This window comes from [Muricauda] lutisoli (nom. illeg.), from assembly GCF_017313105.1.
GTDB classification, from domain to species: domain Bacteria; phylum Bacteroidota; class Bacteroidia; order Flavobacteriales; family Flavobacteriaceae; genus Flagellimonas; species Flagellimonas lutisoli.
Map to the genome: position 1 here is coordinate 618,516 of NZ_JAFLND010000002.1, position 23,199 is coordinate 641,714.

A 23,199-nucleotide genomic window follows, 5' to 3' on the forward strand; every position below is an offset into this window, starting at 1 on the left:
TCTGCTTATTTAATAACAGTGATTGTTCCTTGTTTAAGGCTTTTGCCACCGCGTGTAATCTTGTAATAGAAGATCATACTCTGTTTATTGAACGATGTGGTGGATTGTGGCCAGTTGTTTTCATAGCCGGCTTGGCTAAATACCTGTTCTCCCCGCTCATTAAAAATGGTGACAAGAACATTGGGGTCTCTGGAATATGTATTTGGCAACACCCATAAATCGTTTATACCGTCGCCATTGGCGGTAATAACATTGGGTATTGCAAACATATCCCTGTAGGTAACGGTGATCACTTTGCTTACGGTACATGTCCCGAAGGTGGCAATCAACAGGTACTCCCCTTCTTCAGTAAAGTCATAATAACTGCTAGAAGAAATGAGATTGTTTCCTGCATCATACCATTCGTAGGAATCCGCACCGCTTGCGGTAAGAGTTTGGGTCTCTCCCTCAACAATGATGAGGTCTTGGGTTTTATCTAGAACCAACAATGATTCATCGAAGGCACTAATGGTTACTTCGTTGGATACCAACGGACATTCGTTGGAGGTGATGACAAGTTGATATACACCTGTTTCGCTAACTGTATAACTTTCAGAGGATGAATCAACTACAGTTCCATCTTTTTTCCACTGGAACGATTCGTTGGTCAAGTCTTTTGTGGTTTCAAGAACAATAGGTTCACCACCTTCACACAGTACGGTGCCATTGGCCGTAACCTGAAGTGTTTCATTGGATGCGAGCTTTACCTGCAGTGTGTTGGAGGATGCCTGGAAAGCATCAACTGTACCAACCAGACTATATTCGCCATTGGCTTCTTGATTGGATAGTGTAATGGTCTTGGATGTTTCACCCGTTACATTGCCACCATTCAATTTCCACTGATAGTCAAAAGAGTTTTGTAAATCAGCCGTAACATCTGTTTTAGCACCATTTTCACTCACAGCGTTTATGGTACTAAGGCTCAAGGTTGCATCAACACTCTCGCAAGAGGTATATGTTCCGACGTAATCCACTACAAATTCAAAGGAATCCGGGGCCACAACCGTTGTGGTCTCAGATGCCACAGGTGCAGGCGTACAGGCCCCTCCATTATCAGTTACTTCAACATAATATTCTCCTACTTCGGTGATTACAAGTGAACTACCGGTTGCATCGGTTATCGGTGAACCGTTTTTATACCATTGGTAGCTTGGGCTGTCAGCAGAGGTGCCCACAGATAATGTTTTGGTTTGTGAAGGAAGAAGCACGATGTTCTCCTCGTTGTTTACGGTAATATCAAAGGAACCTGTACTTGAAATGGTTACCGCTTCGGATAGCTCTTTGCAAACCCCGGCACCATCAATTTCAACGGCATAGGAACCTTCAAACCCAGTAGCGCCCCCATCAACAGTATACGTACTACCGTCAACAGTAGGCCCACTTACTACAGTTCCATCTTTATACCATGTATAGGTTAATCCCATACCGGTAATATTTGCCTCTAAATTATAGGTGTCACCAGGGCAAACTTCCACACTGGTTGCACCATTTATAGCTAAGCCGGAACTTGTTCCGGTAGAAATTTCAATAGTGTTCGATAAGGTATTCGCGGAACCTGAACAATCCCCATAATCCAATTCCACATAGTACATGCCAGGATCAGATACGGTGATACTTTCTGATTTTGTGGCAAGCAATGTTCCGCTGCGGTACCAGTTATAGATATAGGATTCTGCATTGGGAATGTTGTGGGGCTTTAAGGTTACAGATCCGCCACCACACAGTTGAATCAGACCTCCGGAAGGGATGGTCCCACTTCCGTTTTCACTGATCAACAAGGGTGAATTATAGTCGATAAAGTACATGGAAAAGGCGTCTGAAGCAGGGCTTGTTTTCGCAGGACTGGTACTTCGAACCCTCATTTTAAAATTATCGCCCCTCATGTCGGTGGGAAGCGCAAATTGGAACTCAAAATCGAAAACGGTGTTTTTGTCGCTTACACGGGCAAGTTCTGTGGGTTCGGCAAAATAGCCGTCCGCATCCGATAGCTCAAGGACAAACTCGTTGTCACTCTCCACCATAGGAGGGTCCCATCTAAAATTCACAAAGTATTCGTTAAAGCCAGCGGAAGCACAAACCGCAGTCCATGCTGAGTTTCCCGCAAGATTGGGGTTGTCTGCCGGCTCGGGCTTATAAAGTACTTGAGCTTGTGCACCGAAGGTACCAAGTAGCACCAAAGCCAAGGCCAGAACCAGAATGCTATACGTTGAATTACTTCTTTTCATCACCGTTAGTTTTTAAGAGGTTATGGGCTTAATAGCCCTGTTAGTTTGTGCCCCTTAATTGTAATTCATTCCAAAAGACGTTGTTCAGGCGTCTCTTGTCCATATAGTATTCCAATAACAAATATGTCTCTAATTTCGACGAATGGAAAGATATTGTTGTAGGGTACAGTAAAAGTGTTGTGAAATCGCCTACTTTGTATACACAGAAGCTCGAAAAGTAGCTATCAACAAGGGATTTTACTACATTTGCGCATCAAATAATTGGTATGGCAGAAGAAGCTCGATCGCTCAATTTTATAGAACACATTGTTGAGGAGGACCTTACAAAGGGTTATACACAGAATGACTTGAGGTTTCGTTTTCCTCCGGAACCCAATGGGTATTTGCATATAGGGCACGCCAGCTCCATTTGTCTTAATTTTGGATTGGGGCTGCGTTACAATGCCCCAGTAAACCTTCGATTTGATGATACCAACCCCGCTAAAGAGGAGAAGGAATATGTGGAGGCCATTAAAAATGATGTAAGCTGGCTTGGTTTTGAATGGGCCACTGAATGCTATGCAAGCGATTATTTTCAGCAATTGTATGACTGGGCGGTGAAGTTGATCCAGGATGGTAAGGCCTATGTGGACAGCCAGACTTCGGAAGAAATTGCCAGCCAAAAAGGAACACCTACCGAGCCAGGAAAGGAAAGCCCGTATAGGAGTCGCTCCGTTGAAGAGAACTTAAAGCTTTTCAAAGGAATGAAAGATGGAGAATTTAGGGATGGAGCGCATGTTTTGAGGGCTAAAATTGATATGGCCTCTTCCAATATGCTGATGCGCGACCCCGTTATGTACCGAATCCTTCACAAAGCACACCACCGAACAAATACCGATTGGTGTATTTATCCGATGTACGACTGGACCCACGGAGAAAGCGACTATATTGAACAAGTCTCCCATTCCCTTTGTACACTGGAGTTTTTGCCCCACAGGGAGCTGTATGATTGGTTTTTGGACCAAGTGGTATCTCCGGATAAGTTGAGACCAAAACAGCGGGAATTTGCTCGTAGAAACCTGAGCCATACCGTTGTGAGCAAACGTAAGTTGCTTCAATTAGTGGAAAAAGGGGTTGTAACAGGATGGGATGATCCTCGAATGCCCACCATATCAGGGCTACGACGAAGAGGGTTTACACCTGAATCCATTCGGAATTTTGCGGATACCATTGGAATTGCCAAACGGGAAAACGTTGTAGATGTTTCATTGCTCGATTTCCATGTAAGGGAACACCTTAACAAAATAGCTCCTCGTGTTATGGGGGTTCTTAACCCTTTAAAAGTGGTCATTACCAATTACGAAGAAGGGAAAGAAGAATGGTTGGATGCTGAAAACAACCCCGAGGATGAGACAGCAGGTAGCAGGCAAGTTCCTTTTTCAAGAGAATTATATATAGAGCAGGAGGATTTCCGGGAAGAAGCTAACCGAAAGTTTTTTAGACTTAAACTTGGTGGTGAGGTGAGGCTAAAGAACGGTTATATCATCAAGGCTGAAAGTTGTACCAAGGATGATGATGGAAATATTACGGAAGTACAGTGTACCTACGACCCCAAAAGTAAAAGTGGTTCCGGTACCGAAGAAAGTTTACGAAAAGTAAAGGGAACTTTGCACTGGGTATCCATTCCACACGCTATTACAGCCGAAATAAGATTGTATGATCGACTTTTTACCGATGCCACTCCCGATAGTCATAAGGATAAGGATTTCTTGGATTTTGTAAATCCTGATTCGCTGCAAAAGGTAACGGGATATCTTGAGCCCAGTTTAAAGGATGCCAAAGTCGGAGACCAGGTTCAATTTCAAAGATTGGGTTACTTTAATGTTGATACCGATTCGACTCCCGAAAATTTGGTTTTTAATCGAACGGTTACTTTAAGGGACACTTGGGCCAAATTGGAGCAAAAAGGATAGCATAGCATTTCCTTATTTTGTTGACTATAACCATTAGAAAACCTTATAAAAACACGGCCCCTTAGCTGCCATATAGCGTCATAATTTATATGTGACGACCTAACACATGGTTGGCGGAGCAATCTTTCTTTAAAGGGCTTTATTCGCAATATTGTATCAAAAATTAGCTAAAGCGTCAAGGTTTCGAGCGATTGCATCGATCATTGCCGTTATGCTGGACTAATTTTGTAATAAATCGATTGGGAAAGGAAATTCTTCACATACACAAACCGACCAATTGATTGATTACTGAAGTCTAATTTAAAATATTCAACATTATGTCAAATAACACAGGAAATGTATTAACCGCATTATTAACCGGAGCAGCAGTTGGAGCTGGCTTAGGAATTCTATATGCACCGGACAAAGGAAAAAAAACACGAAAAAAAATAAAAAAGAGTGCTGTAAAGGCAAAGGATGATATAGCACAAAGTTTAACACATGCCAAAGAAGAGTTTAGTAAATCCGCAGACGCCAAAAAAGAGGAGTTTGAGGAAAAGCTTGAAGATACTTTATCCAATATGAGTTATAAAGCCGATGACATTTTGGTGGCGCTCGAAAAAAAGTTGGAAGATCTTAGAGAAAAGAACGCTCAACTACAGAAATAATATATGGCATTCGAAGAAATTAAAGAGCAGATAGATCATGTGGAAGATGGAGTCCGTTCCTATGTAAAAAACAGTTTGGACTTTTATAGACTCCAAAGTTTCAGGTCTATGATGAAAGGTATAACCATGGCCACTAAAGTTTTACTTATTGGTGGCGTGGGTTTTATTGCCCTCCTGTTTCTTTCGTTGAGTGCAGCTTTTTGGCTCGCAACCATGCTGGGCAATACAGCTGAAGGGTTCCTAATCGTTGGCGGCTTCTATGTACTGGTAGGTATTATATTTCTTTTAATGAACAAGAAAGTTGAAAAACCACTCCTAAAAAAGTTTTCCAAATTTTATTTTGATGAACTATGATTCAAACACAATACACATCATTTAACGAAATTGACCGCGATCTTAAGGTCTTAAAATTGCAACGTCAAATCGAAGAAGAAAAGGTAAAGTTGGCAATTCACAACACCAAGGAAGAGTTATACCCCACCAATATATTGAATGGATTAGCTCCTTTGATTCAAAAAGTTGCCATTACATTGATTGCCAAAAAAATATTGAAGAAACTTGATTAGTATAAGTCCTCAAGTTTTATATACTAAAAAGGCTCCTTTTTACAGGAGCCTTTTTTCATAATTGAGTTTAGATTAAGAATCCGAGTTCTTTTCGTCCTGTTTGCGTCTCATGGCTTCACCAATCTGGTTGCTTGCCGTAAATGAGGCGACCATATTGTTCAGCATATCGCTACCTGCTTGTGGAGAATTGGGCAGGAGAATTAAATTAGTATCTGTTTCTTCCCCAATGGCTTGCAAAGTGTCATAATGTTGGGTAACCACAATTAATGCGGATGCTTCCTGAGAGTTAATGCCCACTTTGTTCAGCACTTCCACAGATTCTTCTAAACCACGTGCAATTTCTCTACGCTGATCGGCAATACCCTGTCCTTGCAATCTTTTGCTTTCTGCTTCTGCTTTAGCTTTTTCAACAATTAGGATACGCTGGGCGTCACCCTCAAATTGAGCTGCAATTTTTTCACGTTCTGATGCGTTGATACGGTTCATGGCAGCTTTAACCTGGGCATCGGGATCAATATCAGTCACCAATGTTTTTATGATGTCAAAACCATAATCCAACATAGCGTCTTGCAGTTCTGCTTTTACAGCAATAGCAATATCATCTTTTTTAACGAAGACATCGTCCAATTTCATTTTTGGAACCTCGGCACGAACCACATCAAAAACATAAGAAGTTATCTGATCGTGAGGATACTCCAATTTGTAAAAGGCATCATATACTTTTTCTCGTATTACCACGTATTGAACGGAGACCTTTAGTTTAACAAATACATCGTCCAAAGTTTTGGTCTCAACGATTACATCCAGCTGTTGGATTTTAAGGCTTAACCGACCCGCTATTCGATCAACAATCGGAATTTTCATTTGTAGACCGGAATTTCTGATGCTGTGGAATCGACCAAAACGTTCTACCGCAACAGCCGTCTGTTGTTTTACAATAAAAAAGAATTTGAAAAGAATCACCAGTGCGACAAACGCAATAGGTATAAGAAAATAGTTGCCCATAGTGTTTAGATTTTATGTTAGAAATGGAAATTACGAAACTTGACCAATGTATTAGTCTCTATTCGTCAAATAATGTTACACTTCCGTCAATTTCTAAAGCTGGGCAATGGCGCTTTTTATGCGGTTGACGCTTTCTTTTTTTCCAATAAGGGCCATGATGTCGAACAAGTGTGGACCCTTCATGTCACCGACGATTACAAGACGGAGCGGAGGCATAACTTTTCCAAAGGAAAGCTCTTTTTCTGCAATCCAAGCCTTTACTTTTTCTTCAATTATGGGAGATTTAAAATCTTGAATGGATTCTAGAACGGTAGCGACTTCTTGCATTATTTCGGGAGTGCCTTCTTTCCATTGTTTTTTTACCGCTTTTTCGTTAAACGAGGTTGGCGGTTGAAAGAAGTAATCCGATAATCCCCAAAAGTCTTTTACAAAATTTGCTCGTTCTTTTATCGAAGAGACTACCTGTTTAATGTATACGGAATCTGCCGAAACACCTTTTTTGTCAAGTTCAGCCTCGAACATTTTGGCAAGCTCCTCATCGCTTTTTATTTGTAACCACTGCTGATTATACCAATTGTTCTTTTCTGGATCAAAGCGTGCACCGGATTTGTTCACACGTTCCAAAGTAAAGGTATCTACCAGTTCCTTTAAACTGAATATTTCCTGCTCTGTTCCGGGATTCCATCCCAACAGTGCCAAAAAGTTGACTACTGCTTCCGGGAAAAACCCTGCTTCTCGATAACCTTCAGATTGGTTCCATGTAATTGGAAAAATCGGAAAACCTCCTTTTTCTCCGTCGCGTTTGCTCAATTTTCCTTTACCCACTGGTTTCATGATCAAGGGCAAGTGCGCAAATTCTGGGGCATCCCAACCAAAAGCCTCGTATAATAATGAGTGCAACGCAAGGGAAGGCAACCATTCCTCTCCACGAATTACGTGCGAAATTTGCATCAAATGGTCATCAACAATGTTTGCCAAATGATAGGTTGGCATCCCATCACTTTTAAACAATACTTTGTCATCAAGAGTATTGGTGTCAATTTTTATTTCACCCCTTATGATATCATTTAAAAGGAGTTCCTTGTTTTCTGGAGATTTGAATCGAATTACATAATCTTCTCCCGCGGCTATTTTATCTTTGACCTCCTCATTGGAAAGGGAAAGCGAGTTGGTCAACTTTAAGCGATTGTGCCAATTGTATATAAAGGTTTTCCCTTTGGATTCATGATCTTTCCTATGCTGATCTAAAACCTCTGGGGTGTCAAATGCATAATAGGCCTTATCTTTTTCAACAAGTTCCAAGGCATAGGATTTGTACAATTGTTTACGCTCACTTTGTCTGTACGGTCCAAAGTCACCTTCTTTTCCGGGCCCTTCATCAAACGGAATTCCGCACCAGTTCAAGGCTTCGATAATATATTCTTCGGCTCCTTTAACTAAACGGTTTTGGTCGGTGTCCTCGATGCGAAGTACAAAATCGCCGCCATTTTTCTTGGCAAACAAATAGTTGAACAAGGCGGTACGAACACCTCCAATATGCAGCGGCCCCGTTGGGCTTGGCGCAAATCGAACACGGACTTTTTGACTCATAACAGGGTTTGATTAGATAGCAAAGATACTGCGCTGTTAATGAATTGTAAAGGGATAGTGGACAGTCTTTTCATAGTTTTATGGTTATATAATGATTAAGGTTTAACAAAATTTTTCTACTCATTTCCTGTGGATCAGGTATTTTGGTAATTCTAATAGATGAATTTGAGCGCATATCAGAACATATTGGTCAAACTTGAGGCTTTTATCAAACGCTTTTATACCAAGCAATTGATTAAAGGTGTTTTTTTGTTTTTGACACTTGGTACTGTTTTTTGGATCGCCATTACTTTTTTTGAGTATGTATTATGGCTCGATAATTCATGGCGATTGACCTTGTTTGTACTTTTTTTGGTAGTAGAGGTATACCTGCTATATCGATATGTGGCAATCCCTTTGATGTATTTGTTTAGGGTTCGGCAAGGAATGGACAAAAAGGTGGCATCCAAATTGATTGGAAAGCATTTCGCCGAGGTGGATGATAAACTTTTGAATTTGTTGGAGCTGTCTGAAAACCCAGAGAAGTCCGATCTCTTAATGGCTAGTATTGAACAACGCGCCACGGATTTAGGGCCGGTTCCTTTTGCCAACGCTGTTAATCTAAAGGAAAGTTATTCCTATGCAAAATATATTATAATACCGGTTTTACTGTTTGCCTTCATTTGGATAGCAGGGGATATCGTTTCGTTTTTTAATTCCCACCAAAGGGTGATGCATTTTGATATGGCCTACGAAAGGCCTGCCCCGTTCTCATTTGAAATATTGAATTCTGATTTGGAGGTGGCCGACAATGATGCTTTGACCATCCAAGTAAAAACCGTTGGTGATCTTCGACCGGATGATGTGGAAATTGTGGTCAATGGGGAACACCTGCTAATGCAGAATCGCGGCTCTTTTTACGAATACACTTTCCAACCACCTGTTATGGAAAGCAGTTTTTACTTTACGGCCAATGGATGGGATTCCAGAACATATGAAATCGACAGTTATAGAACCCCGACTTTAGTTGATTTTGCTTTGGAATTGGAATACCCTGCATATCTGAATTTAATGTCTGAAATTATTACGGGCACAGGCAACGCAGAGGTCCCTGAGGGGACCAAGGTTACCTGGAAAATACAAGGAGATAATGTCACCGATATCAATATGATCGCGGGTGATACTGCCCTTTCTTTCAAAAAGGATGGCAATTTTTTTTCCAATGTTAAGAGACTCTTCAACGATTTTGATTATGAGTTGCGCACTTCCAACAGTAAGGTTCAGAATTACGAAAACTTAGCTTATCGACTTAACGTGGTCAAGGATGCCAAGGCCACCGTTCAAGTGAATCAAGTATTGGATTCCTTAAATCCAAATGAATCCTATTATACTGGCCAAGCGGCTGATGATTATGGGTTAAGGGAGATTAGGTTGGTCTGTTATCCATCAGATGATGTAACGAATGTTCAACGGATATCGTTGGAACAGCCAAATTCGAATGTTTACCAATTTTATTACACATTTCCTTCCGGCTTACAGCTTAAAGCAGGAAAGCGGTACAAATTATTTTTTGAAGTTGTTGATAATGATGGAGTTAGGGGCGGTAAGGTTACCAAAAGTACCGTTTTTAATGCCACCCTTTATAATGTTAATGAGCTGAATAACAAAGAGTTGGAGTTTCAGAACTCCACTTTGGACAAAATGGGGGAGTCGTTGAAAAATTTTAAAGAACAAGAGGAAAAACTATCACAAATAAACAGTATACAAAAAGAGGAAAAGTCTTTAAGTTTTGAGGACAAGAGTCAGATTAAAAACTTTTTGCAGCAGCAAAGAATGCAAGAAGAATTGATGCAGAAGTTTAGCCAGCAGCTGAACAAAAGTATCGATAAAAATGGAGAGGATACTGAATTAAAAAAGATGATCCAGGAACGCTTGGAACGTCAAGAAGCAGAGGCAAAGAAAAACGCCAAATTGTTGGAGGAACTTAATAAGATTGCCGATAAAATAGATAAGGAAGATTTGCAAAAACGTTTAGAGGAGTTGGGTAAAAACCAAGGTAAGAATACGCGTAATCTGGAGCAGATCTTAGAGCTCACAAAACGGTATTATGTTACGGAAAAGGCATCCCAAATTTCCAAAGAACTTGATGAGCTGGCAAAGAAGCAGGAGATATTATCTGAATTAAAATTGGGCCAAGATTTTACCGGTAAGGAGCAACAAAAATTAAACGAGGAGTTTGATAACCTGGAAAAAGAGATACGGGAGTTGGAGAACGACAACCAAGACCTTCGGAAGCCAATTCCGTTAGATACGGATAAGAAGAAAACCGATGCTGTAAAACAAGACCAACGGGATGCTCTTGAAGAGATAAACAAGCATCAAGATATTGATGAATCTTCCCAATCAATGGATAAACAAAAAGCAGAAGACAATGCCTCCAAAAAGCAGAAATCTGCCGCACAAAAAATGCGGGAAATGAGTCAATCGATGAAATCTGGCGCCATGGGCGGAGGGGAAACCGATACTGAAGACGCTGAGATGCTTCGTCAGGTCTTGGACAATTTGATCACTTTTTCTTTTAAGCAAGAAAATCTTTTTGACAATATCCAAAGTGCCGATGTTGATATGTCGCAGTTTTCCAGAACCGTTAAAGACCAACAAAACCTAAGGAGATTATTCGAGCATGTGGATGATAGTCTTTTTGCACTTTCGTTACGCAGAGCGGAGTTATCTGAATTTGTAAATGAACAAATTACAGAAGTGTATTATAATATTGACAAATCCCTGGAGAGCATTGCGGAGAATCAAATTTACCAAGGCGCTTCTTATCAGCAATATGTAATCAATGCAACAAATGCCTTAGCTGATTTTTTGGCCAATATTTTGGATAATATGCAGCAAAATATGTCACCGGGTCAGGGAAATGGCGAAGGACAAGATTTTCAGTTACCTGATATTATAAAAGGGCAACAGAGTATCCAGGAAAAGATGAATGGTTCAGGTCAAGATGGTGAATCATCCAAAGAACAAGGGGAACAAAACGGAGTAAATGAAGGAGGGCAGCAAGAAGGTCAACAAGGTAAACAAGGAAAGGGTCAAAATGGGCAGCAAGGTAATAAAGGAGAAAATGGACAGCAAGGTCTAGGTGAAGGAAACGAAAGTCAATCTAAGGGCAATGGGCTTGGTGAAATGAACCTAAACGAGGTATATGAGATTTATAAGGAACAACAATATCTACGGGAGAACTTGGAAAAACAGTTAGAGGATATGATACAAGATTCCGATAAGAATCTCGCTAAAAAGCTGGTTAAGCAAATGGAGGATTTCGAGAATGATTTGTTGGAAAACGGGATTACGGAGAGAACTCGGAGTAAGGCTAATAATATTCAACACCAGTTAATGAAACTGGAAAATGCATCCCTGGAACAAGGGGAAAAGAAGGAAAGGGAAAGCAAGAATGATCCTAACCGCTATTCCAACCCTATAACGACCAAACCGGAACTACTTCAAGATTACCGGAATAGCATTGAAATATTAAATAGACAAGCGTTACCTTTGCGGCAAAATTTCGAAAAGAAGGTAAAGGTTTATTTCAATAATGATTGAATTCCATTTTAAAAGTGACCTGGTGATTAGTAATACATCCGATTATGCCGATTGGGTAAATAGGATTATTAAATCGGAAGGATTGGAAGCTGGTCAGATTGACTATGTCTTTTGTACCGATGAATATTTATTGCAACTCAATCAAGAGTATTTAAACCACAACACATTTACGGATATAATCACCTTTGATTATACCGACGGAAAAACAATTTCTGGCGATATTTTCATTTCAACAGAACGGGTGGAAGAGAACGCGAAGAAGTATAAAGTTGATGTTTTAAATGAGCTTCGGCGTGTTATGAGCCATGGAATTTTACACCTGGCAGGATACGGCGACAAGTCAGATGATGAGATTAAAAGGATGCGGGAAAAGGAAGATGAAAAGATTAAAATGTTCCACGTGGAACCATAGATATGTTTGAAAAGGAATATGATGTTATAGTTGTTGGTGGAGGACATGCTGGTGCCGAGGCAACAGCCGCTGCAGCCAATATGGGATCAAGCACTTTGTTGGTTACAATGAACCTTCAAACGATTGGCCAGATGTCCTGTAACCCGGCCATGGGTGGTATCGCAAAGGGACAAATTGTGAGAGAGATTGACGCCCTTGGAGGTTATAGTGGGATTGTTTCCGACAAGTCTGCTATACAGTTTAAAATGCTCAATAAATCAAAAGGACCTGCTATGTGGAGTCCGCGCGCGCAAAATGATCGTATGCGTTTTGCAGAGGAGTGGCGAATGGCTTTGGAGAACACTCCTAATGCAGATTTTTATCAGGAAATGGTGAACGGTTTGTTGATTGAAGGAGACCGGGTCGTTGGGGTTAAAACAAGCCTCGGTTTAGAAATTAGAGCTAAAGCCGTGGTGCTTACAAATGGCACCTTTTTAAATGGACTTATCCATATTGGGGAAAAACAGTTAGGTGGAGGTAGAGCAGGAGAGAAAGCTGCTACTGGAATTACGGAACAGTTGGTTGGGCTAGGTTTCGATAGTGGAAGAATGAAAACGGGAACCCCGCCAAGAGTTGATGGAAGGTCTTTGGATTATTCAAAAATGATTCCTCAACCTGGGGACGAAAAACCGGAGAAATTCTCCTACTTGAATACCCCGGTTCTTAAAACCCAGCGCGATTGCCATATGACGCACACCAGTAAATTGGTACATGATTTATTGCGTGAGGGTTTTGAAAGATCACCGATGTTCAATGGTAGAATTAAAAGTATTGGGCCTCGATATTGTCCTTCTATTGAGGATAAAATAAATCGTTTTGCAGATAAAGATTCCCATCAGATTTTTGTGGAACCGGAAGGATGGAACACCGTGGAAGTGTATGTGAACGGCTTCTCGACTTCCTTGCCCGAGGATGTTCAATATAAGGCTTTGAAATCCGTAAAAGGCTTTGAGCACGTAAAGTTCTTTAGACCTGGTTATGCGATTGAATATGATTATTTCCCGCCCACACAATTAAAGCATACATTGGAAACCAAGTTGGTCAATAACCTATATTTTGCTGGTCAGATCAATGGAACCACCGGTTATGAAGAGGCCGCTTCTCAAGGTTTGATGGCAGGGATAAATGCACATTTAAAAATCAATGAAAATGAGCCATTTGTTTTAAAAAGGGACGAAGCTTATATAGGCGTTTTAGTGGATGATTTGATCACAAAGGGCACCGAAGAACCTTATCGAATGTTTACTTCTAGGGCGGAATATCGAACATTGTTACGCCAAGATAATGCCGATTTGCGCCTGACCCCAAAGGGATATGCCATTGGTCTGGCCAAGGAAGAACGCTTGAAACGAATGGAGGAGAAGATGAACAAGTCTGAAAGCTTCATTGATTTTTTTAGAAGGACCAGTTATACTACAGACGAAATCAACCCTATTTTGGAGTCTTTGAATTCATCTTTGGTAAAGCAGTCCGATAAACTATTCAAGGTCTTTTCTAGACCAAAAGTAACGATGGACCACATGCTTCAGTTGGAATCCGTTTCTGAGTTTGTAAACAAAAATGAATTGGATACCGAGGTGTTGGAACAAGCAGAAATTCAAGTTAAATATTCTGGTTATATCGAGAAGGAAAAAACAAATGCAGATAAACTTCAGCGTTTGGAGAATGTTCGTATCCCAGATGATTTTGACTATTCCAAACTAAAATCATTATCCTATGAAGCAAGGGAAAAGTTGCAGTCCATACAGCCTGTAACGATTTCCCAGGCATCAAGAATAAGTGGTGTTTCTCCTGCCGACATAAGCGTGCTTTTGGTGTATTTGGGGAGATAAACCTTTGATTTGTTCCACGTGGAACACAGCATTTTTAATTTACACATATATGGAAACGGCTCAGTTTTTGATTTGACTTTTGCATAATACTAAGTCAAATGAAACGAATAGTATCAGCCGTTTTTGTATTGCTTTTTTTAGGTTCTTGTATTCCGCTTCGGATTGCTCCGAAAATAAAGGACTATAAAGTGACGGAGGGTAAGCGATTTAAAAAAGGACTCCCTAAAAAAAATGTTTTTGTTTTTGAAGACCCTAAAAACGAGAATGAATTTTACGATTACATCAACACAAAATTTCAGCTCAACGATTATTATGTTGATGTGCAGGCTCCTTTTTCTTTAGATGCAAAAACATTTTACTTTTCATTTTATGAAGTTGAAATTCCGACCAAGTCAATTAATTTAATTCCTTTGGCTTTGGACGTAGCTTTGAATAAAGCAGCAGATATGGACCCCGTTTTTGATGACGTGCATACATCTCGCAAGGGAAATTGGTATATTGCTTTGGAGGTTTTTAGTAACACCGAGGAGGATTGCTTGGCCGAAAATTCCGTTTCAAGAGAGTTGATTTTATCCTATCTTCGGAACTTGAAAAACGAATATTTGGCAACCGACAATTATAATAAAGTTGTTTTTAAAAACTAAAGATTTTTCTGTTTCTGGAGAACATTTCGAATTGCATCGGGATGAAGAATTGGATATGTTGGTAACCAAACCGCAGCCCCAAAACCTGGCCCCTTATTATGAAAGCGAGAACTATATTTCCCATACAGACTCCCAAACCTCTTTTACAGACCGATTATATCAGCTAGTTAAGAGAAAAAACCTTCGAAATAAAGGCCAATTGCTTGTAAATCAAATAGATACCCCAAAAAATTTACTGGATTTGGGTGCGGGAACAGGAGATTTCTTGATTACGGCCCAAAATTCGGGTTTTAAGGTATCGGGAGTAGAACCGAATGACAAGGCCAGAAAGCTAGCCGAACAAAAAGGGGTTCATCTTTTTTCTGGTTTAGTGGATGTACCAAACCAAAAATATCAGGCCATTACTCTTTGGCATGTATTGGAGCATCTTCCCGATCTGGATCAGCAGATCAAACGCTTGGTCAATCTTTTGGAAGAAGATGGTGTTTTGGTGATTGCCGTTCCCAACTTTAAATCTTACGATGCCAAACATTACAAATCGCACTGGGCGGCTTTTGATGTTCCAAGACATTTGTGGCATTTTTCAAAAACATCCATTGCCAAACTTTTTGCCCCTCATCAAATGGAGGTCATCAAAATAAAACCCATGTGGTTCGATGCGTTTTATGTTTCCATGCTCTCCGAAAAATATAGGGGAAACAAAGGCTACCTGTTCAGTGCTTTTTTTGTTGGATTATGGTCCAATATCAAAGCTATCTTCACCAAAGAGCATTCTTCTTTGATCTACATCCTTAAAAAGAGAAAATAAGCTGTTTTTAAGCTCGCTGCGCTAAGATTCCAGCTTCGGACGGACAACACCATCAAACAAAAAAGATTCGCTTAAATGGGCGTATTTATGGAGGCCTTGAAAATAAACACCTTCAATCCGACCGAACCTTTTTCATAGAAAAAACCTATGACAGGTAAAATAATTGTTGGAGAACCTCTAAACTTAAATGATCCCCATTCGAAAAGCTTTTCTATTTTTGCGCATCGATAAAAAGTAAATGATGAAAAAAGTAGTAGTGCTTGCGATTGCCATCACCGCCATGGCATGTCAGCAAAACAAAATCGGATATGTGGACAGTGTAAAGGTCATGGAAGAATATCAAGAGAAGATTGATGTGGATGCCAGGTTCAAAACAAAAGCTGATGCCATGACCAAAAAAAGGGACAGTATTTCCCAAGCCTTTCAAATGGAGTTGCAAGAATTCCAGACCAAGGCTCAAAAAATGTCTCAGAAAAATGCGCAAGAAGAATATGCCCAATTGCAACAACGAGGACAATTTGTTGGTCAACAACTCCAACAAGAAGAACAACAGTTGCAACAGACAGGTCAAGCTGAAATGGACAGTTTGGTAAGAAAGGTAAAAAAAGAGATTAGGGCTTACGGTAAAGCAAATGGTTACACCTATATTTTAGGTGGCGGCGAAGGCGGCTCGGTGATTTACGGAGAAGAAGCCAATGACGTTACCGACGCCATTCTTAAAATTTTGAACGATAAATACGAGAATTAATCACTACACATTGTAGGTATTTGGAAAGCCCATTCTTTTAGAGTGGGTTTTTTATTTACTTCAACTGTTTTTCCTTGTAAGCACGGAACAGAAATATTGAAAAACCAATCTCTACCAATGCACCCATAAGTGCGGAAAACCCCGAAGAAACCCTCAAATAAAAGAGAATAATTGCCGCAACGCCCAATAAACCGCCCAAAACCCAATATGTTTTTATGCCGTATAGGGTGGAGAACGTTACATATCTTCCCCCGATGATCAACAACATTCCCTGAAAAAACCAAGTGTGGTTCTGTAATGATAGGAGGAGGGCCAAGGGGATGCACATCAACATAAAAATGGTCCCTTCCATAGCTAATTTTCCCAAAGGGTTTTGTTTGGAATGACTTCCAGAAACACCTATAAGCTTGGCTAGTAACAACCCTAGTGGATGAATAAGCATGCCGCCAAAAAACAAGGTCCAAATCGCGGTTTGTGATGAAATAAAAAACGACACCAAGGCGGCCACCAACCATACGCTTCCGGATGCTAGAACGCCCAATGCCCCATCGGCATAGCCTTGGCGTAAATCGGATTGTGCGCTTGAAAAGGAATCAAAGGCACTGCCTTCCTTGTTTTGTAATTGTTCGTTCATTTTTTGATTGAAAGCCTGTTATTCTTTTGATTTTATCTTATTCTCGATAATCACATTTTAAGTTCAATATCAAGTTGTCTTCCTTCTTCTTTAGCTTTATTGTCCATGCCAGCACCTATGGCAAGACCAATCGACATGCCAACCGGTAAGCCAATTCCCAAAAATGCCATGTTGCCCAAACTAAGGCCCAAAGCTGCTCCAATGGGAATCCCAAAAACCGTCATTCCAAGAACAAACCATGTTTTTCTATAATAATTTAAGGGCACAACCTTTAATTTTTGAGCCAGTAAACCAATAATTTTGGACTGCTCCTTTCGAATTTCCGCGCTCAAGACCTTATCAGAGCCTGTTACCGAATTAAGTTGCATTATATGTTTATTGATGACCAACTCGATTTCTTCGGGCAATTTCTTTTTTTTGATTTCAACGATCAATCGTTCAAATTGCTCGTAGGCATCTTTGCTTTTCTTGGAGAGTTCGGGTCTTTGGACAGGGTCAAGAATCATTTTAAAGAGTGTTTTATTGCATCAAATACAACAAGGAAATAGTGGGAATCAAATACACCACAATGGTTTGAGCACCTGCATAGTCTTTGGCAACCCGTTGGCCCAACAAAAGCATCAACAAAGTCAATGCAGAAAGAATAGCTCCGTAAAAACCAATCTCACTTTCACCATCAATCGCATATTGAAAAACACCTACGCCACTAAGTATTCCGGACAGCATTTCGAACACTAAAATGATGCTGAGCAATACGGGAACGGTTCCCTTAAAAATCGATTTTGAAAAATGACCGGTCAACCAACCCAAGTTGCCCTTCCAATCCAAAATTTTATCTATTCCGCTTTGTAAAAAAGTAATGGTCAAAAACACCAATAGTAGAATTTCTGTGGCGTGCGATAATAAATTGCTCATGATCGGTTTTTATTTAAGCAGCCTTTGCATGTAAAAGCCGCGTGAGTTTAATGGATAGATCTGTAAAAATAAGTTTGGAGTTTCCATTCCGTTCCACGTGAAAAATGGCTTGTTCCAACTCCTTTACAATATCCAAAATATTGTTCTCATGTACAAAAGGGGCAAACTTGTTCAGGTCAAAACCTTCCATGTGCACTTTGGCATATACCAGTTCATTGGCGTTATAATTGAGCAAAAGCGCTTGGCGCATCATGGTGAGACAATAGTTCAGAAACTTTTTTTGCACTTCGCGGCCGGTTTTGGCCACTTCTTCGCTCCATAAAATCAATTCCTGTACGGCGCCCTTGTTGCCCTTGGCCTTAAAAGCACTACGGACCCATTGTACGAACCAACGTTCAAAAACGAGATCCTCCGAATCTTTGTTGAGTAGATCAAGTGCTTTGTTGAAGTTGCCGTTCGCTTCCAGGGCGATGGTCAGTGCTTCGGTTTGGGCCACCCCTTTCAGTAGAAGTGCATCCGTGATGACCTGTTCCGCCAGTGGGGGAAAATTCAGTATTTGACAACGGGAGCGTATGGTGTTGATGATTTGCTCCTCTTCTTCTGCCAAAAGAAGCAGTATGGTTTTGTTCGGAGGCTCCTCAATAAGTTTCAGAAGCTTGTTGGCAGCGGAAACGTTCATCTTTTCGGCCATCCAAACAATCAGCACTTTATAACCCCCTTCGTAGGATTTTAACGAAAGCTTTTTTACCATATCCTGGGCTTCATCCACCCCAATCTGCCCCTGCTTTTTTTCAATGCCGATGTGCCTGTACCAGTCAAACAAGTTGCCATAAGGCTGTTCCTTTACAAATTGTCGCCACTCTTCCAAATAATGGTCGCTCACCGCATGCGATTTTACTTTGTCCGAATTGGAAACGGGAAACGCAAAATGAAGGTCTGGATGCGTCAAGGAGTTGCATTTGGTATTGCAAACGGTATTTTCCCCATCATTTTCGCCGCCTGTATTGTCGCAAAGCAAATATTGCGCATAGGCAAGCGCCATTGGAAGCACCCCTGAACCTTCGGGGCCAACGAACAATTGTGCGTGGGCCACACGACCTGTATCCGCGGTGGTCACCAAATGGTTTTTGATGTGCTCGAGACCTAGAACATTTTTAAAAAACATGTTCCAAAGATACATTTTTAAGTGTTGAAGTTTGGCATGGAACCCCTGCACCATACCTTGCTGGTGTAACATATCAAACAGAAAAGGTTAAAAAGCGTGAAACTTTGAAATAATAAGCCCGTCCGACCACGGAAAAAGCAGGAAATCTTTACATTTGAAACTCTCAAAAAAGAACACACTACATGAAGACGATAGACGATTTTAATTTTGAAGGAAAAAAAGCATTGATCAGAGTTGATTTCAACGTGCCGTTGGATGGCGACTTCAATGTGACCGATACAAGCCGTATCGATGCTGCAAAACCTACCATTCTTAAAGTTTTGGAAGATGGCGGTTCCGCTGTTTTGATGAGCCACTTGGGCAGACCAAAAGGCAAGGTAAACCCAGATATGTCCCTCTCACATATTACCGAAACTGTATCCGAAATTATTGGGGTTCAAGTAAAATTCGCAGAGGATTGTGTGGGCTCCAAAGCCGATGAAGCGGTTGCCGGGTTACAGAGCGGAGAAGTGCTTTTGTTGGAGAACCTTCGTTTTCATGCAGAAGAAGAAGCTGGAGATGAGTCTTTTGCCCAGGAACTGTCCAAGAACGGTGATATTTATGTGAACGATGCATTTGGTACCGCACACCGGGCCCACGCCTCAACCACCATTGTGGCCAAATTTTTCCCGGAAAACAAATGCTTTGGCTATTTGTTGGCCAAAGAAATCAAGGCAATTGATAAAGTGATGGAAACTGGCGAAAAACCTGTTACCGCTATTTTGGGTGGAGCCAAAGTATCTTCCAAGATCACTATCATTGAAAACATATTGGACAAAGTCGATAACCTTATCATCGGAGGTGGGATGACCTACACTTTTGTAAAAGCCAAAGGAGGCAAAGTAGGTGACTCCATATGTGAGGATGATAAAATGGAGTTGGCATTGGATATCCTAAAACAGGCCGAGGCCAAAAACGTAAAGGTGTTTTTGCCCGTAGATGTTTTGGCGGCAGATGACTTTGACAATGCAGCCAACACCCAGTTTGTTGATGTGGACAAGATTCCTGATGGCTGGCAAGGATTGGACGCCGGTCCAAAGACCTTGGAAATCTTTAAGCAGGTGATATTGGCGTCCAAGACCATTTTGTGGAACGGTCCCGTAGGTGTTTTTGAAATGGAAAACTTTGCCAAGGGAACCATAGCAGTAGGCAATTATATCGATGAAGCCACACAGGCTGGTGCATTCTCACTCGTTGGTGGTGGAGATTCCGTTGCCGCGGTGAAGCAATTCGGATTTGAGGACAAAGTAAGCTACGTATCTACTGGAGGTGGTGCCATGTTGGAAAGCTTGGAAGGAAAAACCTTGCCGGGCATCGCCGCAATATTGAGCTAAGTCTCACGTTCTGAGTTATTGAGGGAAACGTTAAAACTAAGAGAATTTTGTCTCTCGGCTTTACTATTTGAGAAAAAAAAGCCATTTTAGTTCGCCCCAAAAATCAAACCTCGTCCAAATGAACCAAAAATTGAAAATAGCTGTTTTCGCGGCCATACTGTCCGCAGCTCCCTATGTAAGCGCACAAGAAGAAAATGCTGTGCCGAAATCGGAGAAAGATTCCACGTTGCTTCAAGAAGAGGAAAAAACAACTATTGCCGTATCTAATATCAAAATAGATGGCCAGTTAATGGCATTGGAAACCCATGAGGATGGAAAATTCAAATTACGTGATCTGGATGAGGCATGGCGTTACGACAGTCTTTGGCTGAAGGAACTCCACAGCAATGCGGACCTATTTAGCGATATGTTGTTGGAAATCCAGAATGGACCCGAGCAAGATTCCATCTTTGAGGTTGATTTGCCTACAGATACGCTTAAGGCCCGTTTGGCCCGAATGAATGAAAAGACCCCGTTCAATATAACTTATAATGCATCTTTGGAGAGTGTGATCAAGTCTTTTTTAACACGTAGGAGAGATTTGATGCAACGTATGATCACAGCGAGCCAGTTTTACTTTCCGTTGTTTGAACAGGAGCTGGACAACCAGAACATCCCTTTGGAAATTAAATACTTGGCCATTGTGGAATCTGCTTTGAATCCCAAGGCAAGATCTAGGGTTGGTGCCAAGGGCCTTTGGCAATTTATGTACAGTACCGGAAAAATGTACGGTCTGGATGTCAGCAGCTATGTGGATGAAAGGCACGACCCCATTATGGCCACAAAAGCAGCCAGTAAATACCTTTCCAGACTATATGGTATTTTCGGGGACTGGGATTTGGCGCTTGCGGCATATAACTCGGGCCCGGGCAACGTAAACAAGGCTATTCGACGCTCTGGCGGATATGAAAACTATTGGAACATTCGTCCATTCCTTCCACGTGAAACAGCTGGGTATCTTCCTGCTTTTCTGGCAACGATGTACATTTTTGAATATGCCGAAGAACATGGTTTACAGTACAAAAAAGCGGAACGCCCTTACTTTGAAACGGATACCGTTCACGTAAAAAACCTTATCACATTTGATCAAATTTCCAAATTAGTGGATATAGGCACCGAAGAACTGGAAATGTTGAACCCTGCGTACAAGCTCAACATCATACCAAAGGTGGAAGGGAAGAACTATGCCCTGCGTTTGCCGGTTTCAAAAATAGGGAAGTTCGTATCCAATGAGGAGGAAATCTATGCTTTTGTAAAAAAGGAATTGGACTCCCTTGAAAAACCGTTGCCCAATATGGTTACTGCTCAAGACCAAATTAGATATCGTGTAAAGAGCGGTGATTATTTGGGTAAAATTGCAGAACGATACGGTGTAGGAGTCAGCCAAATCAAAAGATGGAACGGGCTGCGAAGCAACAACCTCCGTATTGGACAACGATTGACCATTTTCCCAAGAAAGCCCTATATCGCAAAAAACACCACAAACAGCAGTAGTTCCAAGTCTTCAGGAAATGTTGCGAGCGGTTCCAAAGTTCATACGGTAAGGTCGGGGGACTCCCTTTGGACGATTTCAAGAAAATATCCTGGAATTTCCATCGAAAACTTACGAGAATGGAACGGTATTAGTGGGAACAATCTTAAACCGGGCACAAAACTTAAATTGTGTGATTGTTCTTCGTAAATTTAGCACAAGATGAAAAAATTAGGAACACTATTGTTTGCCACAGTCCTGTTGGCATTGGGATCCTGTAATAATTCAGGTTCAAAAGAAAGATTTTTACCACCCTCTACAGGAGGGATCAACTCTTTGATGGTTGTAATGGACACCGAACTATGGAGAGGACCGGTGGGCGAGAAAATAAGGGATGAGTTTGCGGCCCAGATTATTGGTCTGCCTCAAATTGAGCCCAAATTTACCATTACACAAGTGCCTCCAAAGGTTTTTAAGGGCACCACAACACATTCCAGGTCTATTCTTTATGTAGAGAAGGATTCAACCTCTTTGGCCCATATTAAGGACGATGCATATTCCAAACCCCAAAAGGTAGCGGTGGTGACAGGGCCTACAGAGGAAGTCATGATCAAAAACTTGGATTCCTTGGCCGATAGGGCCATCAGGGAGTTCAAGGCAAATGAAATTGCCGAGGCACAGCAACGCTTCAAACGCTCCCTCAGTAAAGATCAAGCTTTAGAGGAAGAGTTTGGGATTCAACTCAACGTTCCATCGCTTTATAAAGTAGGTAGAAGAGAGGATAATTTTGTTTGGATGGATATCGAGATTCCTAAAGGAACCATGAACATTATCGCATATGAAATGCCATGGGACTATTTTAGCAATGACTCCACTTTTGTACAAGATATCGTGAGGATGCGTGATTCTATTGGCGAAAAGTATATTCCTGGACCTTATGAGAATACTTATATGATCACGGAGAAAGCTTTTGCTCCGTATGTTTTCCCGGTCGAAATCGGAGGAAAAAAGGCAGCTGAGGTAAAAGGTGTTTGGGAAATCCACGGATATCCAATGGCCGGTCCCTTTCTAACCTATATCATTAACGATAAGGAAAACAATAGAAAAATGATCGTGGAAGGGTTTACGTTCGCACCTTCTGAAGCTAAAAGGGATTATATGTTTGAGCTGGAGGCCATATTAAAAACCATAAAGTTTGACGCTCCTGCAGCAGCAGATTAAGAAAGCACAATTAATAATATTCAAAAATCAAAAAAGCCCAGAAACTTGGTTTCTGGGCTTTTCTGTTCTTTAAAGCTTAGGTTTGTTAATCAAACGGAAAGCCTGTAGCTACTCTGTACACAAAGGCATAAAGCACAATGAGGAACATGATAAAGCTGAACCAGGCAAATACCTTAAAGTATTTTTCCACTATTATGTTTCCCAAATTGCGGAAAGCCTCTATATAAATTTCTTTTACGAGTAATAATTTTTTCATAAGCTTGATTTTTAAGATTTAAAGACAATACAA

At 41.0% G+C, this 23,199-nt stretch carries 21 protein-coding genes; 13 read left to right on the top strand and 8 right to left on the bottom strand.

The genetic code is table 11. The features are described 5' to 3' along the window. Nucleotides 1–5: 5 nt before the first annotated feature. Nucleotides 6–2,264 (bottom strand): T9SS type B sorting domain-containing protein, encoded by a 2,259-nt coding sequence (locus tag J0X13_RS10050; protein ID WP_207071292.1) that lies wholly within the window; start codon nt 2,262–2,264, stop codon nt 6–8. A gap of 266 nt (nt 2,265–2,530) precedes the next feature. On the opposite strand from J0X13_RS10050, the gene J0X13_RS10055 reads away from it, so the two are divergent. The 4 genes from J0X13_RS10055 to J0X13_RS10070 all read left to right on the top strand — a co-directional run bounded on the left by J0X13_RS10055 (nt 2,531) and on the right by J0X13_RS10070 (nt 5,429). Continuing rightward, nucleotides 2,531–4,216: a glutamine--tRNA ligase/YqeY domain fusion protein gene (locus tag J0X13_RS10055; RefSeq protein WP_207071293.1), complete on the top strand. Its 1,686-nt coding sequence runs from the start codon at nt 2,531–2,533 to the stop codon at nt 4,214–4,216. Between the two features lie 317 nt (nt 4,217–4,533). After that, nucleotides 4,534–4,863 (top strand): YtxH domain-containing protein, encoded by a 330-nt coding sequence (locus J0X13_RS10060; RefSeq protein ID WP_207071294.1) that lies wholly within the window; start codon nt 4,534–4,536, stop codon nt 4,861–4,863. 3 nt (nt 4,864–4,866) lie between these two features. After that, nucleotides 4,867–5,217 carry a phage holin family protein gene (locus tag J0X13_RS10065; protein ID WP_207071295.1) on the top strand — a complete coding sequence of 117 codons (351 nt, stop codon included), beginning with the start codon at nt 4,867–4,869 and terminating at the stop codon, nt 5,215–5,217. Beyond that, nucleotides 5,214–5,429 (top strand): DUF6327 family protein, encoded by a 216-nt coding sequence (locus J0X13_RS10070; protein ID WP_207071296.1) that lies wholly within the window; start codon nt 5,214–5,216, stop codon nt 5,427–5,429. Before J0X13_RS10065 ends, J0X13_RS10070 begins: the two co-directional genes overlap by 4 nt. Nucleotides 5,430–5,501: 72 nt before the next feature. On the opposite strand, the gene J0X13_RS10075 is transcribed toward J0X13_RS10070, so the two are convergent. After that, the gene (locus J0X13_RS10075; RefSeq protein ID WP_207071297.1) at nt 5,502–6,434 is read right to left on the bottom strand and encodes an SPFH domain-containing protein; all 933 of its coding nucleotides are present in this window, start codon (nt 6,432–6,434) and stop codon (nt 5,502–5,504) included. 93 nt (nt 6,435–6,527) lie between these two features. Further along, nucleotides 6,528–8,024, bottom strand: coding sequence for a glutamate--tRNA ligase (gene gltX / locus J0X13_RS10080; protein ID WP_207071298.1), 1,497 nt, complete (start codon nt 8,022–8,024; stop codon nt 6,528–6,530). Between the two features lie 159 nt (nt 8,025–8,183). Here gltX and J0X13_RS10085 point away from each other — a divergent pair, with 159 nt between their 5' ends. The 6 genes from J0X13_RS10085 (at nt 8,184) to J0X13_RS10110 (ending at nt 16,092) form a co-directional block, all read left to right on the top strand. After that, a complete protein-coding gene (locus J0X13_RS10085; RefSeq protein WP_242535697.1) occupies nt 8,184–11,609 on the top strand; it encodes a coiled-coil domain-containing protein in 3,426 nt (1,141 codons plus the stop codon). Further along, entirely contained in the window at nt 11,602–12,021 is a 420-nt protein-coding gene (gene ybeY / locus J0X13_RS10090) for an rRNA maturation RNase YbeY (RefSeq protein WP_207071299.1), read from the top strand. Before J0X13_RS10085 ends, ybeY begins: the two co-directional genes overlap by 8 nt. A gap of 2 nt (nt 12,022–12,023) precedes the next feature. After that, nucleotides 12,024–13,892: a tRNA uridine-5-carboxymethylaminomethyl(34) synthesis enzyme MnmG gene (mnmG, locus tag J0X13_RS10095; protein ID WP_207071300.1), complete on the top strand. Its 1,869-nt coding sequence runs from the start codon at nt 12,024–12,026 to the stop codon at nt 13,890–13,892. A gap of 98 nt (nt 13,893–13,990) precedes the next feature. Continuing rightward, the gene (locus J0X13_RS10100) at nt 13,991–14,536 is read left to right on the top strand and encodes a hypothetical protein (protein WP_207071301.1); all 546 of its coding nucleotides are present in this window, start codon (nt 13,991–13,993) and stop codon (nt 14,534–14,536) included. After that, on the top strand, nt 14,520–15,344 hold the full coding sequence (locus J0X13_RS10105; protein ID WP_242535698.1) for a class I SAM-dependent methyltransferase: 825 nt from the start codon (nt 14,520–14,522) through the stop codon (nt 15,342–15,344). Before J0X13_RS10100 ends, J0X13_RS10105 begins: the two co-directional genes overlap by 17 nt. 241 nt (nt 15,345–15,585) lie before the next feature. Further along, nucleotides 15,586–16,092: an OmpH/Skp family outer membrane protein gene (locus J0X13_RS10110; RefSeq protein ID WP_207071302.1), complete on the top strand. Its 507-nt coding sequence runs from the start codon at nt 15,586–15,588 to the stop codon at nt 16,090–16,092. Nucleotides 16,093–16,147: 55 nt separating this feature from the next. On the opposite strand, the gene J0X13_RS10115 is transcribed toward J0X13_RS10110, so the two are convergent. The 4 genes from J0X13_RS10115 to J0X13_RS10130 are packed head-to-tail and all read right to left on the bottom strand — an operon-like array spanning nt 16,148 to nt 18,806. After that, nucleotides 16,148–16,726 carry a DUF7010 family protein gene (locus J0X13_RS10115; protein WP_207071303.1) on the bottom strand — a complete coding sequence of 193 codons (579 nt, stop codon included), beginning with the start codon at nt 16,724–16,726 and terminating at the stop codon, nt 16,148–16,150. A gap of 50 nt (nt 16,727–16,776) precedes the next feature. Continuing rightward, the gene (locus J0X13_RS10120) at nt 16,777–17,232 is read right to left on the bottom strand and encodes a hypothetical protein (protein WP_242535699.1); all 456 of its coding nucleotides are present in this window, start codon (nt 17,230–17,232) and stop codon (nt 16,777–16,779) included. A 13-nt stretch (nt 17,233–17,245) separates the two neighbouring features. Beyond that, nucleotides 17,246–17,641 carry a DoxX family protein gene (locus J0X13_RS10125; RefSeq protein ID WP_207071304.1) on the bottom strand — a complete coding sequence of 132 codons (396 nt, stop codon included), beginning with the start codon at nt 17,639–17,641 and terminating at the stop codon, nt 17,246–17,248. A gap of 13 nt (nt 17,642–17,654) precedes the next feature. After that, entirely contained in the window at nt 17,655–18,806 is a 1,152-nt protein-coding gene (locus tag J0X13_RS10130; protein WP_207071461.1) for a DNA polymerase III subunit, read from the bottom strand. Between the two features lie 182 nt (nt 18,807–18,988). Between J0X13_RS10130 and J0X13_RS10135 the strand changes: the two genes are divergently transcribed. The 3 genes from J0X13_RS10135 to J0X13_RS10145 all read left to right on the top strand — a co-directional run bounded on the left by J0X13_RS10135 (nt 18,989) and on the right by J0X13_RS10145 (nt 22,910). Beyond that, nucleotides 18,989–20,179 (top strand): phosphoglycerate kinase, encoded by a 1,191-nt coding sequence (locus tag J0X13_RS10135; RefSeq protein WP_207071305.1) that lies wholly within the window; start codon nt 18,989–18,991, stop codon nt 20,177–20,179. 118 nt (nt 20,180–20,297) lie between these two features. Further along, a complete protein-coding gene (locus J0X13_RS10140) occupies nt 20,298–21,899 on the top strand; it encodes a lytic transglycosylase domain-containing protein (protein ID WP_207071306.1) in 1,602 nt (533 codons plus the stop codon). 12 nt (nt 21,900–21,911) lie between these two features. Further along, nucleotides 21,912–22,910 carry a DUF4837 family protein gene (locus tag J0X13_RS10145; protein WP_207071307.1) on the top strand — a complete coding sequence of 333 codons (999 nt, stop codon included), beginning with the start codon at nt 21,912–21,914 and terminating at the stop codon, nt 22,908–22,910. A gap of 85 nt (nt 22,911–22,995) precedes the next feature. Here J0X13_RS10145 and J0X13_RS10150 read toward each other — a convergent pair whose 3' ends face one another. Further along, entirely contained in the window at nt 22,996–23,166 is a 171-nt protein-coding gene (locus tag J0X13_RS10150) for a DUF6747 family protein (RefSeq protein WP_207028693.1), read from the bottom strand. Between the last annotated feature and the right edge of the window lie 33 nt (nt 23,167–23,199).

Excerpts from the sequence above, each read along its gene's own strand:
- J0X13_RS10070 (WP_207071296.1), top strand. The coding sequence starts at position 5,214 with ATGATTCAAACACAATACACATCATTTAACGAAATTGACCGCGATCTT.
- J0X13_RS10135 (WP_207071305.1), top strand. The coding sequence starts at position 18,989 with ATGAAGACGATAGACGATTTTAATTTTGAAGGAAAAAAAGCATTGATC.
- J0X13_RS10115 (WP_207071303.1), bottom strand. The coding sequence starts at position 16,726 with ATGAACGAACAATTACAAAACAAGGAAGGCAGTGCCTTTGATTCCTTT.
- J0X13_RS10060 (WP_207071294.1), top strand. The coding sequence starts at position 4,534 with ATGTCAAATAACACAGGAAATGTATTAACCGCATTATTAACCGGAGCA.
- J0X13_RS10125 (WP_207071304.1), bottom strand. The coding sequence starts at position 17,641 with ATGAGCAATTTATTATCGCACGCCACAGAAATTCTACTATTGGTGTTT.
- J0X13_RS10150 (WP_207028693.1), bottom strand. The coding sequence starts at position 23,166 with ATGAAAAAATTATTACTCGTAAAAGAAATTTATATAGAGGCTTTCCGC.
- J0X13_RS10085 (WP_242535697.1), top strand. The coding sequence starts at position 8,184 with ATGAATTTGAGCGCATATCAGAACATATTGGTCAAACTTGAGGCTTTT.
- J0X13_RS10110 (WP_207071302.1), top strand. The coding sequence starts at position 15,586 with ATGAAAAAAGTAGTAGTGCTTGCGATTGCCATCACCGCCATGGCATGT.
- gltX (WP_207071298.1), bottom strand. The coding sequence starts at position 8,024 with ATGAGTCAAAAAGTCCGTGTTCGATTTGCGCCAAGCCCAACGGGGCCG.
- J0X13_RS10145 (WP_207071307.1), top strand. The coding sequence starts at position 21,912 with ATGAAAAAATTAGGAACACTATTGTTTGCCACAGTCCTGTTGGCATTG.
- J0X13_RS10055 (WP_207071293.1), top strand. The coding sequence starts at position 2,531 with ATGGCAGAAGAAGCTCGATCGCTCAATTTTATAGAACACATTGTTGAG.
- mnmG (WP_207071300.1), top strand. The coding sequence starts at position 12,024 with ATGTTTGAAAAGGAATATGATGTTATAGTTGTTGGTGGAGGACATGCT.
- J0X13_RS10100 (WP_207071301.1), top strand. The coding sequence starts at position 13,991 with ATGAAACGAATAGTATCAGCCGTTTTTGTATTGCTTTTTTTAGGTTCT.
- J0X13_RS10140 (WP_207071306.1), top strand. The coding sequence starts at position 20,298 with ATGAACCAAAAATTGAAAATAGCTGTTTTCGCGGCCATACTGTCCGCA.
- J0X13_RS10120 (WP_242535699.1), bottom strand. The coding sequence starts at position 17,232 with ATGATTCTTGACCCTGTCCAAAGACCCGAACTCTCCAAGAAAAGCAAA.
- J0X13_RS10130 (WP_207071461.1), bottom strand. The coding sequence starts at position 18,806 with ATGTTTTTTAAAAATGTTCTAGGTCTCGAGCACATCAAAAACCATTTG.
- ybeY (WP_207071299.1), top strand. The coding sequence starts at position 11,602 with ATGATTGAATTCCATTTTAAAAGTGACCTGGTGATTAGTAATACATCC.
- J0X13_RS10075 (WP_207071297.1), bottom strand. The coding sequence starts at position 6,434 with ATGGGCAACTATTTTCTTATACCTATTGCGTTTGTCGCACTGGTGATT.
- J0X13_RS10050 (WP_207071292.1), bottom strand. The coding sequence starts at position 2,264 with ATGAAAAGAAGTAATTCAACGTATAGCATTCTGGTTCTGGCCTTGGCT.
- J0X13_RS10065 (WP_207071295.1), top strand. The coding sequence starts at position 4,867 with ATGGCATTCGAAGAAATTAAAGAGCAGATAGATCATGTGGAAGATGGA.